Annotated in this window: 17 protein-coding genes; 11 read left to right on the plus strand and 6 right to left on the minus strand. The window is 72.0% G+C overall.

What is annotated here, in order from left to right:
• Nucleotides 1-5 precede the first annotated feature (5 nt).
• From CLV30_RS14330 to CLV30_RS14340, 3 genes are all read left to right on the plus strand, one after another.
• Nucleotides 6-656, plus strand: coding sequence for a TetR/AcrR family transcriptional regulator (locus tag CLV30_RS14330; protein ID WP_106537913.1), 651 nt, complete (start codon nucleotides 6-8; stop codon nucleotides 654-656).
• A 107-nt stretch (nucleotides 657-763) separates the two neighbouring features.
• Nucleotides 764-1,024, plus strand: a complete 261-nt coding sequence (locus CLV30_RS14335) for a hypothetical protein (protein WP_129711050.1) — start codon at nucleotides 764-766, stop codon at nucleotides 1,022-1,024.
• Nucleotides 1,021-2,523, plus strand: coding sequence for an alpha/beta hydrolase family protein (locus tag CLV30_RS14340; protein ID WP_106537915.1), 1,503 nt, complete (start codon nucleotides 1,021-1,023; stop codon nucleotides 2,521-2,523). The genes CLV30_RS14335 and CLV30_RS14340 overlap by 4 nt, the downstream gene beginning before the upstream one ends.
• A 28-nt stretch (nucleotides 2,524-2,551) precedes the next feature.
• Here the strand turns inward: CLV30_RS14340 and CLV30_RS14345 are convergent, their stop codons facing one another.
• Complete coding sequence (locus CLV30_RS14345) at nucleotides 2,552-2,962, minus strand: hypothetical protein (protein WP_106537916.1); 411 nt, start codon at nucleotides 2,960-2,962, stop codon at nucleotides 2,552-2,554.
• A 63-nt stretch (nucleotides 2,963-3,025) separates the two neighbouring features.
• On the opposite strand from CLV30_RS14345, the gene CLV30_RS14350 reads away from it, so the two are divergent.
• Nucleotides 3,026-3,640 (plus strand): TetR/AcrR family transcriptional regulator, encoded by a 615-nt coding sequence (locus tag CLV30_RS14350; protein WP_106537917.1) that lies wholly within the window; start codon nucleotides 3,026-3,028, stop codon nucleotides 3,638-3,640.
• A gap of 303 nt (nucleotides 3,641-3,943) precedes the next feature.
• Here the strand turns inward: CLV30_RS14350 and CLV30_RS14355 are convergent, their stop codons facing one another.
• Entirely contained in the window at nucleotides 3,944-5,434 is a 1,491-nt protein-coding gene (locus CLV30_RS14355) for a serine hydrolase domain-containing protein (RefSeq protein WP_165358670.1), read from the minus strand.
• A gap of 80 nt (nucleotides 5,435-5,514) precedes the next feature.
• Here CLV30_RS14355 and CLV30_RS14360 point away from each other — a divergent pair, with 80 nt between their 5' ends.
• Nucleotides 5,515-6,156, plus strand: a complete 642-nt coding sequence (locus CLV30_RS14360; protein ID WP_106537919.1) for a TetR/AcrR family transcriptional regulator — start codon at nucleotides 5,515-5,517, stop codon at nucleotides 6,154-6,156.
• Between the two features lie 37 nt (nucleotides 6,157-6,193).
• Here CLV30_RS14360 and CLV30_RS14365 read toward each other — a convergent pair whose 3' ends face one another.
• Nucleotides 6,194-6,583 carry a DUF4333 domain-containing protein gene (locus CLV30_RS14365; RefSeq protein WP_106537920.1) on the minus strand — a complete coding sequence of 130 codons (390 nt, stop codon included), beginning with the start codon at nucleotides 6,581-6,583 and terminating at the stop codon, nucleotides 6,194-6,196.
• Nucleotides 6,584-6,754: 171 nt separating this feature from the next.
• Between CLV30_RS14365 and clpB the strand changes: the two genes are divergently transcribed.
• A complete protein-coding gene (gene clpB / locus CLV30_RS14370; RefSeq protein ID WP_106537921.1) occupies nucleotides 6,755-9,361 on the plus strand; it encodes an ATP-dependent chaperone ClpB in 2,607 nt (868 codons plus the stop codon).
• Between the two features lie 269 nt (nucleotides 9,362-9,630).
• Here clpB and CLV30_RS14375 read toward each other — a convergent pair whose 3' ends face one another.
• Nucleotides 9,631-10,368 (minus strand): siderophore-interacting protein, encoded by a 738-nt coding sequence (locus tag CLV30_RS14375; RefSeq protein ID WP_106537922.1) that lies wholly within the window; start codon nucleotides 10,366-10,368, stop codon nucleotides 9,631-9,633.
• A 123-nt stretch (nucleotides 10,369-10,491) separates the two neighbouring features.
• Between CLV30_RS14375 and CLV30_RS14380 the strand changes: the two genes are divergently transcribed.
• Together CLV30_RS14380 and CLV30_RS14385 are read left to right on the plus strand one after the other, a co-directional pair.
• Nucleotides 10,492-10,806, plus strand: coding sequence for a DUF3817 domain-containing protein (locus CLV30_RS14380; RefSeq protein WP_240723326.1), 315 nt, complete (start codon nucleotides 10,492-10,494; stop codon nucleotides 10,804-10,806).
• 10 nt (nucleotides 10,807-10,816) lie between these two features.
• Complete coding sequence (locus CLV30_RS14385) at nucleotides 10,817-11,596, plus strand: SDR family NAD(P)-dependent oxidoreductase (protein WP_106537924.1); 780 nt, start codon at nucleotides 10,817-10,819, stop codon at nucleotides 11,594-11,596.
• A 10-nt stretch (nucleotides 11,597-11,606) separates the two neighbouring features.
• On the opposite strand, the gene CLV30_RS14390 is transcribed toward CLV30_RS14385, so the two are convergent.
• A complete protein-coding gene (locus CLV30_RS14390; protein WP_106537925.1) occupies nucleotides 11,607-12,239 on the minus strand; it encodes a hypothetical protein in 633 nt (210 codons plus the stop codon).
• A 30-nt stretch (nucleotides 12,240-12,269) separates the two neighbouring features.
• Here CLV30_RS14390 and pyrE point away from each other — a divergent pair, with 30 nt between their 5' ends.
• Nucleotides 12,270-12,809: an orotate phosphoribosyltransferase gene (pyrE, locus tag CLV30_RS14395; RefSeq protein WP_106537926.1), complete on the plus strand. Its 540-nt coding sequence runs from the start codon at nucleotides 12,270-12,272 to the stop codon at nucleotides 12,807-12,809.
• Between the two features lie 7 nt (nucleotides 12,810-12,816).
• Here the strand turns inward: pyrE and CLV30_RS14400 are convergent, their stop codons facing one another.
• Nucleotides 12,817-13,191, minus strand: coding sequence for a nuclear transport factor 2 family protein (locus CLV30_RS14400; RefSeq protein WP_106538040.1), 375 nt, complete (start codon nucleotides 13,189-13,191; stop codon nucleotides 12,817-12,819).
• Nucleotides 13,192-13,730: 539 nt separating this feature from the next.
• Here CLV30_RS14400 and CLV30_RS14405 point away from each other — a divergent pair.
• Nucleotides 13,731-14,372, plus strand: coding sequence for a TrmH family RNA methyltransferase (locus tag CLV30_RS14405; protein ID WP_106538041.1), 642 nt, complete (start codon nucleotides 13,731-13,733; stop codon nucleotides 14,370-14,372).
• 30 nt (nucleotides 14,373-14,402) lie between these two features.
• Nucleotides 14,403-15,767 (plus strand): FAD-dependent oxidoreductase, encoded by a 1,365-nt coding sequence (locus tag CLV30_RS14410; RefSeq protein WP_106538042.1) that lies wholly within the window; start codon nucleotides 14,403-14,405, stop codon nucleotides 15,765-15,767.
• The last annotated feature ends 68 nt before the right edge of the window (nucleotides 15,768-15,835 follow it).

Here is a 15,835-nt window from a genome sequence, read left to right on the forward strand (position 1 = left end):
TTCCGATGACGACCAGCCGCACGTCGCGACCCGGCGCCGAGCAGTCGTTGCTGACCAAGGCCGGCTACCACCACGGCAACCTGCGAGCGGCGCTGATCGAGGGCGCCGTGGCGCTCGTCCGCACGCGCGGCACCCGGCGGTTCACGCTGTCCGAGGCGGCCCGGGTGGCCGGCGTGACCAGTGCGGCGCCGTACCGGCACTTCGACAGCCGCGAGGCGTTGCTGGCGACGGTCGCCGAGCGGGGCTTCGAGCAGTTGCGCGCGGCCATGGGGTCGGTCGAGCCGGAGGCGTTCGACGACCCGATGGACGGGGTGATCGCGCTCGGTGTGCGCTACGTGGAGTTCGCGGAATCGGAGCCGCAGATCTTCAAGCTGATGTTCTCGGTCGACGATCGGCTGCCGGCATCCGAAGCCGGGCTCGCGGCGCTGGAGATGCTCACCCGGACGCTCGAGTCCGCCCATCGCGCCGGGCGGCTGAACGTCGACGTCGACACCGCGACCCGAGCGGCGTGGGCGCTGGCACATGGCGTGGCCACGCTGCGCATCGACGGCATGCGCACGTTCGGGGGCGCGGACGGCGACGACGCGTCGGCCACGCTCCGAGCGTTGCTGCGCGGCCTGGACAGCTCGCCGGCGCCGCACTCGCACGTGTCCTGACCCGCTGTCCGGCGGTGTCCGCCGGGAGTCCCGGCCGGTTGACGGCATGTGTTGCGTATTCCTATGTTAATGGTCATTACATTACCTGCGCGGAAACAGGAGATCGAATGTCGCCGTCCCCCCGACGCACACGCACGATTTCTCGCGGAATTCACCTGACGGCGGCGTTGCTCCTGGGCACGTACGTGTACGCCCCCGATCACGTCACCGACGGGATGCGAATGCCGATGATGGTCCTCGTCGTGCCGGCGGCGACGCTGACCGGCCTGTTCATGTGGAAGCAGGCGGCCGTGCGGGCGTGGTTCGCCCGTATCGGTTCCGGGCGCGGCGGCCCTCGCGAGAGCGACCGCATGCGCTCGGGCTCGTGAAGGCGACGATTCCGGGCCGCGGGTCACGGCGGCGGGTCGCGGTCGCCGGCGCCTCGATCGCCGGGATCATCCTGCTCGGGGTCGCCGGGCGCCTGCTGGCCGGCTCGGGTGCGGGCTGGGAGCCCGCGCCGTACACCGCCGACCCGCTGGCCGACGACCCGCCGGAGATCGCCGCGGCGTCGGGGTCCCGACCCGAGGCCGGGCCGTACGACGTGCGCCGCGAGGAGACGTCGGTGCCGGTCCGCGGCGACGATCTCGACGCCACCGTGTTCGCGCCGGACGCTCCCGGCGAGTTCCCCGCGGTGGCGTTCGTGCACGGCGCCGGCGGCGGTGGGCGCGAGTCGTTCTTCGGGCTGGCGGAGCGGTTCGCGCGGGCGGGCATCGTCGCCGTCGCCTACGACAAACGCTCGGACTACTCCTACCTGTTCAACCGCGATTTCGGACAGCTCGCCGAGGACGCGGTCGCCGTGGTGCGGGTGATGCGCGAACGTCCGGACGTGGACGCCGACCGCGCGGGCCTGTGGGGGCTGAGTGAGGGCGGCCGGGTCGTGCCGCTCGCGGCCGCCGGCGCCCCCGAGGTCGGCTTCGTCGTCACCGTCGGCGGCGCCGTCCGTGGTCCGCTGCGCAACACGGCATGGTCGGTCGCCGAAGGGCTGGCCGAGGCCGGCGCACCGAGTGGCGCGGCCCGGCTGGCGGTACGTGTGCTCGGCGGCGGGACGATGTTCACCCTGCACCTCGACCCACCGCAGAACGTGTGGACCGACGTCGGCCAGCCGGCTCTGGTGGTGTACGGAACCGAGGACTTCCTCGTCCCGCCCGCCGAGAGCGCACGCGGCATCGTCGACGATCTCGAGCGGGGCGGCAACACGTCCTACGCCGTGCGGTTCTTCGGCGGTGCCGGGCACGCGCTGCGCCTGGGCGGCGACTACGCGCCGGGCTACCTGCGCACCATCACCGACTGGATCACCGGCCTGCCCGGCAGCGCGGCCGACGGGCCGCGGGTCGCGGGGTCGCTGCCGGAGCAGCGCTTCGCGACCACGCCGATCCTGCGCACGCCCTGGTACGGCGGCACGGCGGCGCTGGTGATCACGGTGGCCGCGGCGCTGGCCGGCACCGCCGTGGTGCCGCGGCTGCTCCGTCGGCGGCTCGGAACGCCGGAGGTCCGGTGGTACGGGGTCGTGCGGCCCGTCCGGCGGGCGGCGCGTGCGAGCGTGCTGGCCTTCGCGGCGCTGTGGGCGTTCGTCGGGCTCCTGATCGGCCTCGGATACACCCGCAACGGTGTCGGGTGGCTGTTCCAGGCGGGCTGGGGAGCCGTGCGGATCGGGGCGGTCGCCGCGGTGGTCGCGGCGGCGGTGGCGGCGGTGAGCGTCGGTACCGCGCGCCGCCGCGGGTGGCGACCCACGCCCGCGCAGGCGGGAACGTTGTGCTCCTACGCCGGGGTGGCGGTGCTGATGCTGCTCAACGTCGCCTACTGGGGCGTGTTCGAGCCGACCTGGTGAAGCGCCGCCGCGACCGACGATCATCGAGCTACGCCGTCAGCAGGCCGACGCCGAGGGTCCCCAGGCCGGCGGCGAGCATCAGCGCGCCGATCCACACCAGCCAGATCAGCCGGTTCGGCGAGGTGCGGCCGCGGCCCATGGACGAGAAGAAGAACCCGGCGGGCATCAGGATCGCCGCGATCGGCACCCCGGTGCGCGCGAGCCATGCTGCGACCCCGTCGAGGCTGGTGGCGTCGGTGAGCACGGCCGTCAGGAGCCCGAGCGTGACGAACATGCCGGCGTGGCCGTGCCCGGCGCGGGCGAACGAGCGTTGGAAGTCCGTCGCGGGCACCGAACCACGCACGATGCGGGTGAGGTACCAGCCGCCGGACTCGATGGTGATCGCGGCGAGCAGAAGGACGCCGGCGAGCCGGGTGGCTTCGGTGCTGAGTTCGAGCATGACGACCTCTCCGAGTCAATTCACTAACACTGTTATGAAACAGCGTTGGGTTATTCTCGTCAAGTGGGCAGACCGCGGATTCACGACCAGCACACCCGCGAGCGGCTCCTGGAGCGCGCGGCGGAGATCATCACGACCTCCGGCGTGCGCGCTCTGAGCGTGCGCTCGCTCGCTTCCGACGCCGGCACCTCCACCGCGGCTGTCTACACGCTGTTCGGCGGGAAGTCGGGCCTGGTGACGGCGCTGTACCGGCAGGCGTTCGAGCGTTTCGCGCAGTCGCTGGCCGAGGTGAGCAGCGGGCCCGACCCGGTCGACGACATCGTCCGGCTCGGGCTGGCCTACCGGCGGCACGCCGTCGCCGACCCGAACGGCTACCGGGTCATGTTCGGCGACGAGCTGCGCCCGTCGGACGTGCCACGGCGCGCCTTCCGGGCCGGGGCACAGACGTTCGATCCGTTGCTGGACGCGGTCCGTCGCGCTGTCGACATGGGCCGGTTCCCGGCCGAGCCGTCACCCGAGGCCATCGCGACAGCGCTGTGGGCCAACGTGCACGGGCTGGTCTCGCTGGAGCTCGGTGAGTTCGTGCCGCCGTCGGCCGGCGATACGGCCGACGTGTTCGAGGCGGCGGTGCGAGCGAACACCGCGGGTTGGACGGCGATGGCCGACGCGCGGAAATGACCACGTTCACCATGGAATTCGATGCGTCACCACCCGTACAGGCCTGGTGATGCGTGTGAACGCCTTGTGACGCCGGCGGCCGCGGTGCGGCGGACACGTTCAGCCGTCCCGAGCGGCACCCTGCCGAGGTGGGCACGCTGACGCTGTCGGTGACGTGTCCTCATACAACACAGCGTCGGATAGACAACTGAGCGTCGCAATCGGGCCGGATCCGGCACCTATTCGACGTTCAGTTGTCTATCCGACGCTCAGTTGTACCCGGACACACAAGGCCATGCCCGACTCGGGTGATCGTCCTGACGATCACCGGGCGACGCGCGGGCGGCGCCAGCGCACGAGGGCGACGCCGAGCCGCGTGAGCGCGAGCGCGGACGCGGTGATCACGACGGCGACGAGCAGCCATGCCACGTCGGGCGCGTACAGCGGCATGACACCGAGATCGGTGCCGACCGACCACGGCAGCAACACGCCCGCGGCGAACGCGACCGCCGCGCAGCTCACGCACCACGACACCGTCGTGATCGCCAATCGAGCCCGTGACCGGGCGTGCCGGTCGCGGCGCGGGCGCCACAGCGACCATCCGGTGAGGGCGGCTAGCGCTGCCACGAGCACCGTCAGCCCGGCCAGCAGCGCCGGGTAGGCCGCGCCGCCGGAGCGTTCGGCGGGATCGCCACCGGCCAGGATGCGCGCCGCGCCGAGTTGCGCGGCGGCGAGTTCGGAGTCCTGGAAGAACCCGTAGACGTTCTGCAGCACGACGATGCCGAGCTCCTTCTCGGGCAGCAGCACGACACCGGCCTGGTATCCGGGTGCGGCGCCGAGGTGCCAGACGGTGCTGGTGCCGAGGTCGGTGTTGCGGTCGTCGTCGCGCCAGCCCAAGCCGTAGCAGTGCGTGTCCGAGATGTGCGCCGTGCCCTGTTGCATGCGGGAGACCGTGCCGGCGTCCAGGACACGTGAGTCGCCGTACCGGCCCTCGGCCAGTTGTGCGACTGCGAAGTGCGCCAGGTCGGTGATGGTTCCGCCGAGATAGCCGTAACTCGGCCCGGTCGGGTCGTACGGCGCGTCGAACGCGACCGCCTGGCCGGCGACGTAGCGATGGCCCGCGGGCAGGCGCTGGTCCGCGCCCTCGGGGGAGGTGACCGCGCCGTCCATGTCGAGCGGCCCCAGGACGTTCTCGCGCAGGTAGCGCGTGTAGCTCATGCCGCTGACGGCTTCGACGAGTGCGCCGAGGACGAGGTAGTTCTCACTGGCGTACTCGTGCCGTGTGCCTGGCGCGAACTTCGGCTCGACGTCGGCGAGGCCGGCGACGGCACTGCGGTAGGGGTCGCCGTCCTGGCCGAACCGGTCGGTCACTCCGGTGCCCTCCGGGATGCCGCTGGTCTGTGTGAGCAGGTGCCGGACGGTGACCTGCCGGGCCGCGTCGGTATCGGCGAGGCGGAACGCCGGAAGGTACGTGCGGACCGGTTCGCCGAGGTCGACGGTGCCGTCCTCGACCAGCGTCATGACCGCGGTGGCGGTGACGGGCTTCGAGACCGACCCCCAGAGAAACGGGGTGTCGGTAGTGACGTCGTCGCCGTCGCCGTCCGTACCCCAGGCGCCCATCTCGTGGATGCCGTCGGCTCCGACGATCGCGTAGGCCATTCCCGGCACCCCGGATTCGGCCATCCGGCGGGCCAAGAAGTCGGCCGTGGTCGTTTCGCGGGTCTGCGGCGGCGACGCGGTCGTGCCGACCGTCGCGCTCGCGCCGACCGTCAGGCTGAGGCCGAGAACGGCGGAGGCGGTGACGTGCAGTGGCATGGGCACTCCGGGATCGGACCGAGACGATAGCCGTATGGACATATGGTTTTCGCGGAACCATACACATATACGGTTGTCGGATGCCACGTACTGCCGACCACGATGCTCGCCGGGCCCAGATCGCCGCCGCTGTGGTGCGACTCGTCGCAGGTGACGGGCTCGACGCCGCGACCGTTGCGCGCGTGGCGGCCGAGGCCGGCGTCTCCGTCGGCCTGGTTCAGCACTACTTCCCAGCCAAGGACGACATGCTGCTGTTCGCCTACGAGCGGGTGATGACGGATGCCGGCAGCCGGGTTGCGCAGCGGATCGCGGAGGGTGAGGCGCGACAGGGCACGATCAACGGCGTCGTTCTGGACAGCCTGATGGAGCTGCTGCCGGTGGACGAGGCGCGCCGGGCGGAGTATCGCGTCGCGCGAGCGTTCCACGGCCGGGCGCTGGACAATGCGGCTCTCACCGAGGTGGCCCGACGCTGGGCGGAGGATATCCGGCGACGCCTTTCCGTGGCCGTCCAAAACGGAACGGAGTGCGGCGAGGTGGACCCGGAGACGGACGCCGAACTGGCGGCGGTGCGGATGGTCGCGCTGGTCGGCGGACTGGCGGAGCAGGTGTACCGCGACGCCGACCGGCCGGTCGGAGCGCGGACGATGGCCGCGGCGGCGGAACGGATCTTGCGCGACTGCCTCGACGACGTATTCGCCGGCGAGTGCCGTCACTACATGTGAGCGGGGCCGGGCGTGGGCACCGGCCTGCAGCCGATGCTCAGGTGGACGCGGGAGACGGCTGCGCGGAGGGTTCGCCCGTCGGGTTGCCGCTGGGGACGCCGGACGGCTGGTTCTCCATCGGTTTCTCGTCCACCTGGACCTGGTAGTTGACCTGGTCGCCGTCGATCGAGTCGGCGGTGACGGTCAGGCCGATGGTGCTGCCGTCGGAGGCTTCGAGGGTGCACCGGACCTCGCTGCCGACCTCGGCGACCAGGTCGTCCTCGCAGTCCACCGACTCGACGGGCTGGCCGACCTGTTCCTCGAGCAGGCCGGCGACGCCCTGTTCGAGCTCGTCCGCCGGCACGCTCTCGTCGGTCATCAGCGAGCAGCCGGCCAGGGCCAGAGCAGTGGCGCCGGTGGCGGCGACCAGGCGGGTGGTGCGATGCATGACGTTCTACCTTCCGATCGGTCATGCTCATCGTTTCAGACCCGATCCCGGCGTGCGCGACCCGGCACGCGCACGACCGACTGTCGAATCCTAAGTTGAGTGGAATAGACTCAACTTGGGCCACGGTTCTACTGGACGGTAGACACGACCACGGCTGACCTGAGGAGACCGATGAACGACCAGCTCACCACCAAGGCGCAGGAGGCGCTCTCCGTCGCCGTGCGCAGTGCCGCCACCGCCGGCAACCCCGCGGTCGAGCCGGTACACGTGTTCCGCGCCCTGCTCGTCCAGCCCGGCGGCCTCACCGGGCCGCTGCTCGAGGCCGCCGGAGCCGACCTGGCCATCGTCCGGCGCGACGTCGACTCCGCGTTCGAGGCGCTGCCCAAGGCCAGCGGCTCCACCGTCGCGTCGCCGGCGCTCGCCCGGCCGACGTACGCCGTCCTGTCGCACGCCGGTGAGGTCGCCCGCGACCTCGACGACCAGTACGTCTCCACCGAGCACCTGGTGGTGGGGCTGGCGCACGTGGACTCCCCGGTCAAGGAGCTGCTCGGCAAGCACGGCGTCACGGCCGAGAAGCTGCGCGCCGCGTTCACCGACGTCCGCGGCTCCGCGCGCGTGACGAGCCCGGACCCCGAGGGCACGTACGACGCGCTGAACAAGTACGGCATCGACCTCACCGAGCGCGCCAGCGACGGAAGCGTCGACCCGGTCGTCGGTCGTGACTCGGAGATCCGCCGGGTGGTGCAGGTGCTCGCCCGGCGCACCAAGAACAACCCGGTGCTCATCGGCGAGCCCGGCGTCGGCAAGACCGCCGTCGTCGAGGGTCTGGCCCAGCGCATCGTCGCCGGCGACGTTCCGGAGTCGTTGCGCGGCAAGCGGCTGGTCGCCCTGGACATCGGCGCCATGCTCGCGGGGGCGAAGTACCGCGGCGAGTTCGAGGAGCGGCTGAAGGCCGTCCTGGACGAGATCAAGTCCAGCGACGGCGAGATCGTCACCTTCATCGACGAGCTGCACACGGTCGTCGGCGCGGGCGCGTCCGGCGACTCCTCGATGGACGCCAGCAACATGCTCAAGCCGATGCTGGCGCGCGGCGAGCTGCGGATGGTCGGCGCCACCACCCTGGACGAGTACCGCGAGCGGATCGAGAAGGACCCCGCTCTGGAGCGCCGGTTCCAGCAGGTGTTCGTGGGCGAGCCCAGCGTGGAGGACACCATCGCCATCCTGCGCGGGCTGCGGGAACGCTACGAGGCTCACCACAAGGTGCAGATCGCCGACAGCGCCCTGGTCGCCGCGTCCACCCTGTCGCACCGCTACATCACCGGGCGCCAGCTCCCGGACAAGGCCATCGACCTGGTCGACGAGGCGGCGTCGAGGCTGCGGATGGAGATCGACTCCTCGCCGGTCGAGATCGACACCCTGCGCCGCCAGGTCGACCGGCTCAAGATGGAGGAGCTCGCGCTGGACAAGGAGCAGGACGATCCGTCCCGCGAGCGGCTGGCGTCGATCCGTGCCGAGCTGGCCGACCGCGAGGAGGAGCTGCGCGGCCTGGAGGCCCGCTGGGAGCAGGAGAAGGCCGGGCTGAACCGGGTCGGCTCGCTCAAGGAGCAGATCGACGAGCTGCGCGGGCAGGCCGAGCGGTCGCAACGCTCCGGCGACCTCGCCGGCGCCAGCGAGATCCTCTACGGGCGCATCCCCGAGCTCGAGAAGGAGCTCGACGCCGCGACGGCGATGGCGCAACAGGCCGCCGAGAGCCCGGCCTCGGAAGCGATGGTCAAGGAGGAGGTCGGTCCCGACGACGTCGCCGACGTCGTCGCCTCGTGGACCGGCATCCCGGCCGGCCGGCTGCTCGAGGGCGAGACCGACAAGCTGCTGCGCATGGAGGACGAGCTGGGGCGGCGTGTGGTCGGCCAGAAGACCGCCGTGGCCGCCGTCTCGGACGCGGTGCGGCGCGCGCGGGCGGGCATCTCCGACCCCGACCGGCCCACCGGTTCGTTCGTCTTCCTCGGCCCCACCGGCGTCGGCAAGACCGAGCTGGCCAAGGCGCTGGCCGGGTACCTGTTCGACGACGACCGGGCGATGGTCCGCATCGACATGAGCGAGTACGGCGAGAAGCACAGCGTCGCGCGCCTGGTAGGGGCGCCGCCTGGCTACGTCGGCTACGAGGAGGGCGGCCAGCTCACCGAGACGGTGCGGCGCCGTCCGTACTCGGTCGTGCTGCTCGACGAGATCGAGAAGGCGCATCCCGAGGTCTTCGACGTGCTGCTGCAGGTGCTCGACGACGGCCGGATGACCGACGGCCAGGGCCGCACGGTCGACTTCCGCAACGTCATCCTGATCCTCACGTCCAACCTGGGCTCGACGTACCTGGCCGACCCGGCGCTGGACGAGCAGGCCAAGCGCGACGCCGTCATGGAGGTCGTCCGTTCGTCGTTCAAGCCGGAGTTCCTCAACCGGCTCGACGACATCGTCATGTTCGAGCCGCTGGGCACCGACGAGCTCGCGCGCATCGTCGACCTGCAGGTCGACCGGCTCGCCGAACGCCTGGCCGACCGGCGGCTGAACCTGCAGGTCAGCGACAGCGCCCGGGAGTGGCTGGCGCTGACCGGCTACGACCCGGTCTACGGCGCGCGGCCGCTACGGCGGCTGGTGCAGACGGCGATCGGCGACCGGCTGGCGAAGTCGATCATCTCCGGAGAGGTCCGCGACGGCGACACCGTCGTCGTCGAGCTCGACGACGACGCGGACAGCCTCACTGTCCACACCCCTGACCGCCCCTGACCGTCACCTGATCGCCCGGCTGTCACCTGATCGTCAATGACGCACCTGATCGCTCGACGCGCGGCGATCAGGTGCAGAGGACGCCGGGCCTCGGGCGCATTGTGGCACCTGATCATGCCCACGATACGAACGCCGGATGATCAGGTGACGAGCTGTCGGCCGGACGGCCTCAACGGTCACCTGATCGTTCCGCACCAGCCTGATCGTTCCGCACCCGCCCGCATCGTTCCGTACGCGCGCGCATCGTTCCGCACTCGTCCACGCGACGGTCAGCTCGGTGATCCGGCGTGGCCTCGGCGCCAGTAACCGAAGACGTGCAGCGCCTCCCGGGGCACGCCGCGCTCGCCGACAGCGAGACGACGTATCGCGCGGACCTCGCCGGTCTCGCCGGCCGCCCAGACCTCGACGTGCCCGTCCGGCCAGTCGAGGTCGCGGACCGCACGTTCCAGTGCTCCGGTGGTCCCGGGCGGGGCGCCGGCCCGGTGCAGCCAGTGCAGATCTAGCTCGGCCGCGGTCGGGACCGGCTGCTCCTCGGCCGCGTCGGCCACCTCGACGATCGCGACGGTCCGCAGGCCGGCCGGCGCGGCCTCCAGCACCGCCTGCAGCGCCGGCAGTCCGGTCTGGTCGCTGACCATGAACAGCGCGTCGGCGTCGAACGACGGCACCGCGTGCGGCCGGGGCCCGGTGAAGTCGATCGTGTCGCCGGGCGCGGCCCCTTGTGCCCAGCGGACGAACGGACCGTCGCCGTGCAGGACCACGTCGACGTCCAGGGTCGCGGAGGCGGGGACGTAGTGGCGGACGGTGTACGTGCGGCTCGGCGGGCGCGCGCCGAGCGGCGTGACCGACCGATCGGCCGGTAGCGCCAGCCGTACCACCAGGTTCGGGCACGAGGTGTCGACCGGCAGGTGCGCCTCGACGACCGACATCGTGAGCCGCAGCATCCGCGGGGTGACCGTCTCGGATCCGAGCACGCGCAGCCGGCCGCCGAAACGGGGGCGCTCGTTCACCGTCCGGCCCCGCTGTGGTCATGGGCGAGCATGACGGACCAGGGTACTGTGCGCCGTCCCCGGCGACCGGAGCCAGGCTCGGCGAACGTATTCTGGTCGGCGTCGTCCGTCGAGGGAGAGTCCGTGTCCGCTGCCGTTCGCTGGTTCCGGATCGCCGCCGTCGCAGAGGCCGTGTCCTGGGTGGGCCTGCTGATCGGCATGGTGTTCAAGTATCTGGTGGTCGAGAACGAGATCGGGGTGCAGATCTTCGGCCCCGTCCACGGAGGCGTCTTCATCGTGTACGTGCTGACGGTTCTCGCCGCCGCCCGGGCGGAGCGGTGGCGGCCGTCGACCTGGATCCTGGGGCTGGTGTCGTCCGTGCCGCCGCTCATGACGCTGTGGTTCGAGCGGCGCGTCACGCCGGCGGAGCGCGGGTCCGGCCCCGTGCCGGTCTCGTAGAGTCGGAACCATGGGTACGGCACTGATCACTGGTCCCACTGCTGGGATCGGGCTGGCGTTCGCCCGGGCGCTCGCGGCTCGGGGACACGACCTCGTGCTCGTCGCGCGGGACGCGTCGCGGCTGGACGCGGTGGCGGCAGAGCTGCGCGGAGCGTACGGCGTCGGCGTCGAGGTCGTGCCGGCGGACCTCTCCAGCGAGACCGAACCGGTGGAGAAGCGGCTGCGCGACACGTCCGCCCCCGTCGACCTGCTGGTCAACAATGCCGGCTTCGCGCTGCGCAAGCCGTTCCTCGTCAACGACGTCGCGGACGAGGAACAGATGCTGGACGTGCTCGTCCGTGCGGTCCTGCGGCTCACGCACGCCGCGCTGCCGGGCATGATCGAACGCGGGCACGGCGCGGTGGTCAACGTCAGCTCGGTCGCGGGGTGGGTGCCGCGCGGCACGTACAGCGCCGCCAAGGCGTGGGCCACGTCGTTCTCCGAGGGCCTGGCGCCGCAGCTGGCCGGCACCGGTGTCCGCGTGATGGCGCTGGCGCCCGGATACACCCGCACCGAGTTCCACGACCGCGCCGAGATGGACATGTCCAGCCTGCCGTCGTGGCTGTGGCTCGACGCCGACGCGCTGGTCAAGACGGCGCTGCGGGACCTCGACCGAGGCAAGGACGTCTCGGTTCCCGGCACGGCGTACAAGGTCGCCGCGGCCGCGCTGCCGCTGCTGCCGCGGCGCCTGGTCCGGTCGGTCGGCCAGCGCCATCCTGCCGGCCGGCAGGGGTACCGGCGCCGCCGCTGAGCTTCGTCCGTCAACCCGGGAGCGCGTCGACCGCGTCGGCCAGGAGCGTGCTGAGGTCGGCTCCCTCCAGTACCCGCCAGCCGCGCGAGTGCGCCGAGCGGGCCCAGAACGACGTCGGCCCGGTGCCGGGAACCTCGGAGCCGGTGCGGACGTAGGCGCACGGTGCGTCCGGCCAGTCCGGCGCCGCCGGCAACGGCTCCGTCCAGAAGTCGTGCCCGCGTGGGCGCGGCGCGTCCGGGGGCCAGCCGGCGCCCGGGGCGTGCAGCGCCTCGTGCGCGCTCTCGGCGACATCGGCGTCGGCGGCGCGCAGCAGGTCCAGAAACGACGGCGCGCCCGGCCGCGGCAGTGCAGCGTCCACGAACACGTACCCGCCGACGCCGCGACCGCCCGCACGCTGGGTGCGCGCCAGCGCCGGCAGCAGCGGCCCGGCCGTGCCGTGCCCGATCAGGACCAGCGGGTCTCGCATCCGCCGGGCGTGCAGGGGCCGGGCGAGCGAGGCGATCCAGGCCACCGCGTACGGCGGACCGTCGGCGGTCGACGGTGGGGTCACCACGTCGTGGTCACCGAGCTCGACCCCGGCCTGCTGCCAGTGATCGGCGCGGTCCAGCGGGCCGGACACGAGAACGAGAGCGCCGGGTTTCATCGCTCTCAGCCTGCCGTACGCTCGTCTGCCGTGAACGCCTGGGACGAACTCCGACACCAGATCATCGACAAGGCCGTCGTGCGCGAGCGCGTGGTGCTGTCCTCCGGACGGGAGGCGGACTACTACATCGACATGCGCCGCATCACACTGGACGCCGCCGCGGCGCCGTTGGTGGGCACGGTGATGCTCGACCTGGCCGCCGAGCTCGACGTCGACGCAGTGGGCGGGCTGACCCTCGGCGCCGACCCGGTGGCGACCGCCATGCTGCACGCCGCGCACGCACGCGGACGGCAGCTGGACGCGTTCGTCGTCCGCAAGGACGAGAAACAGCACGGCCTGCGCCGACGGATCGAGGGACCGGACGTGACGGGACGCCGGGTGCTGGCGGTCGAGGACACCTCGACGACCGGCGGCAGCGTTCTGACGGCCGTCGAGGCGCTGCGCGACGCCGGCGCGGAGGTGGTCGCGGTGGCGGTCATCGTGGACCGCGACACCGGCGCACGGCAGCAGGTCGAGACCGCCGGGCTGCAGTACCGGGCCGCGTTCGGCAAGGACGACCTGGGGCTGTGAGCGCCGGTCAGTACCTCTCGGCGAGGTGCGCCCGGTTGGCGGGCGGCTGGTACGGCTCCGGCCAGGCGTCGGTGACCTCACTGGTCAGCCCGTCGGCGTCGAGGCGGAAGAAGGTGATGCCGACCATCCGCTCATTGCCGACCCGGAAGTCCAGCCAGGTGGCGGCCTCGTCGCCGGCGGCGACGAGGCGCTGGACGGTGAGGTGCCAGTCGCCCGGGTACTCGGCGTTGAACCGCACGTAGGCGTCCCGGCCCCGGACTCGTTCTCGGGTCTGCGGCATGGTGTAGACGACGTCCTCGGCCAGGGTGGCGGCGAAACCGGCCCAGTCGCGCGCCTCCGCGGTGGCCCAGAACCTGGTGATGACATCTTCGGTCTCGGACATGCCGGTCACGCTAGAGGCCGCCTCCGACAGGGTCGGTGCGGACAGCTTCCCCGCGTGATCGATGGACAGCCTTCCCGCGTGATCGGCAGCGGTCTTCTGTCGCCACGGCGCTGTCGATCCGTCGACTCCTGCGCCAGCGGCCAGCGCACGGTCAGTCCTTACGTCTTCTGCGGCCCACGTCGGGGCGTGTCATCTTCTGCTGCGGGCGCCGGCACCGCCGTCGGCGTCGCCGTCACCCGTCACCAGGGGCTGGTCGGCCGACGATCAGGTGACGAAGTCGCCCGCATCCGGCCTCTACTGTCACCTGATCGTTCCGCATCCACATGATGAGACGCGATCAGGTGACCCCCGTGCCCTGTACCCGGCGCTCGCGTCACCTGCTCGTTCACACAGCGGTGATCAGGTGACGAAATCGCGATCAGGTGACGCGAGCTCCTGCCCCGGACGATCACGCTCCGGCGGAGGCGGGCGCTAGGTTGGTGGCCGTGACCGCCGACACTGACCAGCCCGACGACAGCGACGCCGGCGTCGACAGCGACGTGAACGGCGCGGCTTCGCCGTCCACGCCGCAGGCGCCGGGCGTCGGCCCGTGGGAGGGCCCCTGGCCGGACGACGACCGCTACGACCCCGAGCTGCTGAAGCACGGTGACCGCCGCAACGTCACCGACGGGTACCGCTACTGGACCAACGACGCGATCGTCGCCGATCTGGACGCTCGCCGGTACCCGTTCCATGTGGCGGTCGAGAACTGGCAGCACGACTTCAACATCGGGTCGGTGGTCCGTACGGCCAACGCGTTCCTGGCCGCCGAGGTGCACATCGTGGGCCGCCGCCGCTGGAACCGGCGCGGAGCCATGGTCACCGACCGGTACCAGCACATCCGCCACCATCCGGACCTGGCGTCGCTGACGGCGTGGGCGCACGGCAGCGGGCTCCGGGTGCTGGGCATCGACAACCTGCCGGGCGCGGTGCCGCTCGAGACGTTCGACCTGCCGCGCGCGTGCGTCCTGCTGTTCGGCCAGGAGGGCCCCGGGTTGTCCGACGGTGCCCGCGACTATGTCGACGACGTGCTGTCCATCGCGCAGTTCGGCTCGACCCGTTCGATCAACGCCGGTGCGGCAGCGGCGATCGCCATGCACGCCTGGGTGCGGCGGCACGTGTTCGGCCAGTCGGTGCGGTGACTGTCGGAAGGACGTGCGAGGGTGACCGGCATGGCTGAGCGTGTCGTGGTGGTGGGCGGCGACGCCGCCGGGATGAGCGCGGCGTCGCAGGCGATCCGTGTCGCGGGATCATCCGGACGCGAGCTGGAGGTCGTCGCCCTCGACCGGGGGCACTGGACGTCGTACTCCGCGTGCGGCATTCCGTACTGGGTCGCCGGAGACGTCGACGGACCGGAGGGCCTGGTCGCCCGCGCGCCCGACGAGCACCGCCGCAACGGTATCGACGTGCGGATGCTCACCGAGGCGGTCGCGGTCGACCTCGACGGCCGGTGGGTCGAGGTCGTCGACCACGACGGCGGCGGGCGCGAACGGCTGGGGTTCGATCAGCTGGTGCTCGCGACCGGCGCGGCCCCGGTGGCTCCGGACGTCCCCGGTGCCGACGCGGCCGGCGTGTTCGGTGTGCAGACGCTCGACGACGGCGATGCGGTGATCCGCCGGCTGGGGACGCGCCCGCGGCGGGCCGTCGTCGTCGGAGCCGGCTACATCGGCGTCGAGATGGCCGAGGCGCTCACCCGCCGCGGGCTCGCCGTCACCGTCGTGGACCAAGCGCCGGAACCGATGACCACGCTCGACCCGGATCTCGGCCGGCTGGTGCACGACGCGATGGAGGGCATGGGCATCGGCGTGGTCACCGGGGCACGCGTCGAACGGTTCGAGACCAGGGGCGACGGTGGCGTCCGCGCCGTCGTGACCGACGCGGGGACGTTCGACGCCGACATCGTCGTGCTGGGAACCGGGGTCCGTCCCGCCACCTCACTCGCCCGCGAGGCGGGGCTGCCGCTCGGCAAGTCCGGCGGGGTGCGGGTGGACGACGGGCTGCGGGTGCCCGGCCACGACGGTGTCTGGTCGGCGGGAGACTGCGTCGAGTCGTACGACCGGGTGTCCGGGACGTGGGTGCACGTGCCGCTGGGCACGCACGCCAACAAGCAGGGGCGTGTGCTGGGGACGAACCTCGGCGGCGGCGACGACCGGTTCCCCGGCGTCGTGCGCACCGCCATCAGCAAGGTGTGCGACCTCGAGATCGCCCGGACCGGTCTGGGCGAGGCGGACGCGGCGGCCGCCGGTTTCGACGCCGTCGCCGTCACCACCGAGTCGACCACCACGGCCGGGTACTTCCCCGGTGCGGCGCCGATGACGGTGAAGATGCTCGCCGAGCGGTCCACCGGACGGCTGCTCGGCGCGCAGATCGTCGGCCGCGCGGGTTCGGCCAAACGCATCGACGTGTGCGCGCTGGCGCTGTGGAACGAGATGGCCGTCGGCGATCTCGCGATGACCGACCTGTCCTACGCGCCGCCGTTCTCGCCGGTGTGGGACCCGGTGCAGATCGCCGCCCGCCGTGTCGCCGACCGGGTCTGAGGGTTAACCCCGACCTGAGTATCCGGGAGATGTCGTCCGGCGGGTCGACGCTCGAGCCGACGTGTCGG

It is taken from the genome of Haloactinopolyspora alba (assembly GCF_003014555.1).
In the GTDB taxonomy this organism is placed as follows: Bacteria; Actinomycetota; Actinomycetes; order Jiangellales; family Jiangellaceae; genus Haloactinopolyspora; species Haloactinopolyspora alba.

Coding starts and splice junctions, on each gene's coding strand:
- CLV30_RS14355 (WP_165358670.1), bottom strand. CDS start 5,434: ATGCCACTGCACGTCACCGCCTCCGCCGTTCTCGGCCTCAGCCTGACG.
- CLV30_RS14385 (WP_106537924.1), top strand. CDS start 10,817: ATGGGTACGGCACTGATCACTGGTCCCACTGCTGGGATCGGGCTGGCG.
- CLV30_RS14330 (WP_106537913.1), top strand. CDS start 6: ATGACGACCAGCCGCACGTCGCGACCCGGCGCCGAGCAGTCGTTGCTG.
- CLV30_RS14390 (WP_106537925.1), bottom strand. CDS start 12,239: ATGAAACCCGGCGCTCTCGTTCTCGTGTCCGGCCCGCTGGACCGCGCC.
- CLV30_RS14400 (WP_106538040.1), bottom strand. CDS start 13,191: ATGTCCGAGACCGAAGATGTCATCACCAGGTTCTGGGCCACCGCGGAG.
- CLV30_RS14410 (WP_106538042.1), top strand. CDS start 14,403: ATGGCTGAGCGTGTCGTGGTGGTGGGCGGCGACGCCGCCGGGATGAGC.
- CLV30_RS14360 (WP_106537919.1), top strand. CDS start 5,515: ATGCCACGTACTGCCGACCACGATGCTCGCCGGGCCCAGATCGCCGCC.
- CLV30_RS14345 (WP_106537916.1), bottom strand. CDS start 2,962: ATGCTCGAACTCAGCACCGAAGCCACCCGGCTCGCCGGCGTCCTTCTG.
- CLV30_RS14335 (WP_129711050.1), top strand. CDS start 764: ATGTCGCCGTCCCCCCGACGCACACGCACGATTTCTCGCGGAATTCAC.
- clpB (WP_106537921.1), top strand. CDS start 6,755: ATGAACGACCAGCTCACCACCAAGGCGCAGGAGGCGCTCTCCGTCGCC.
- CLV30_RS14365 (WP_106537920.1), bottom strand. CDS start 6,583: ATGCATCGCACCACCCGCCTGGTCGCCGCCACCGGCGCCACTGCTCTG.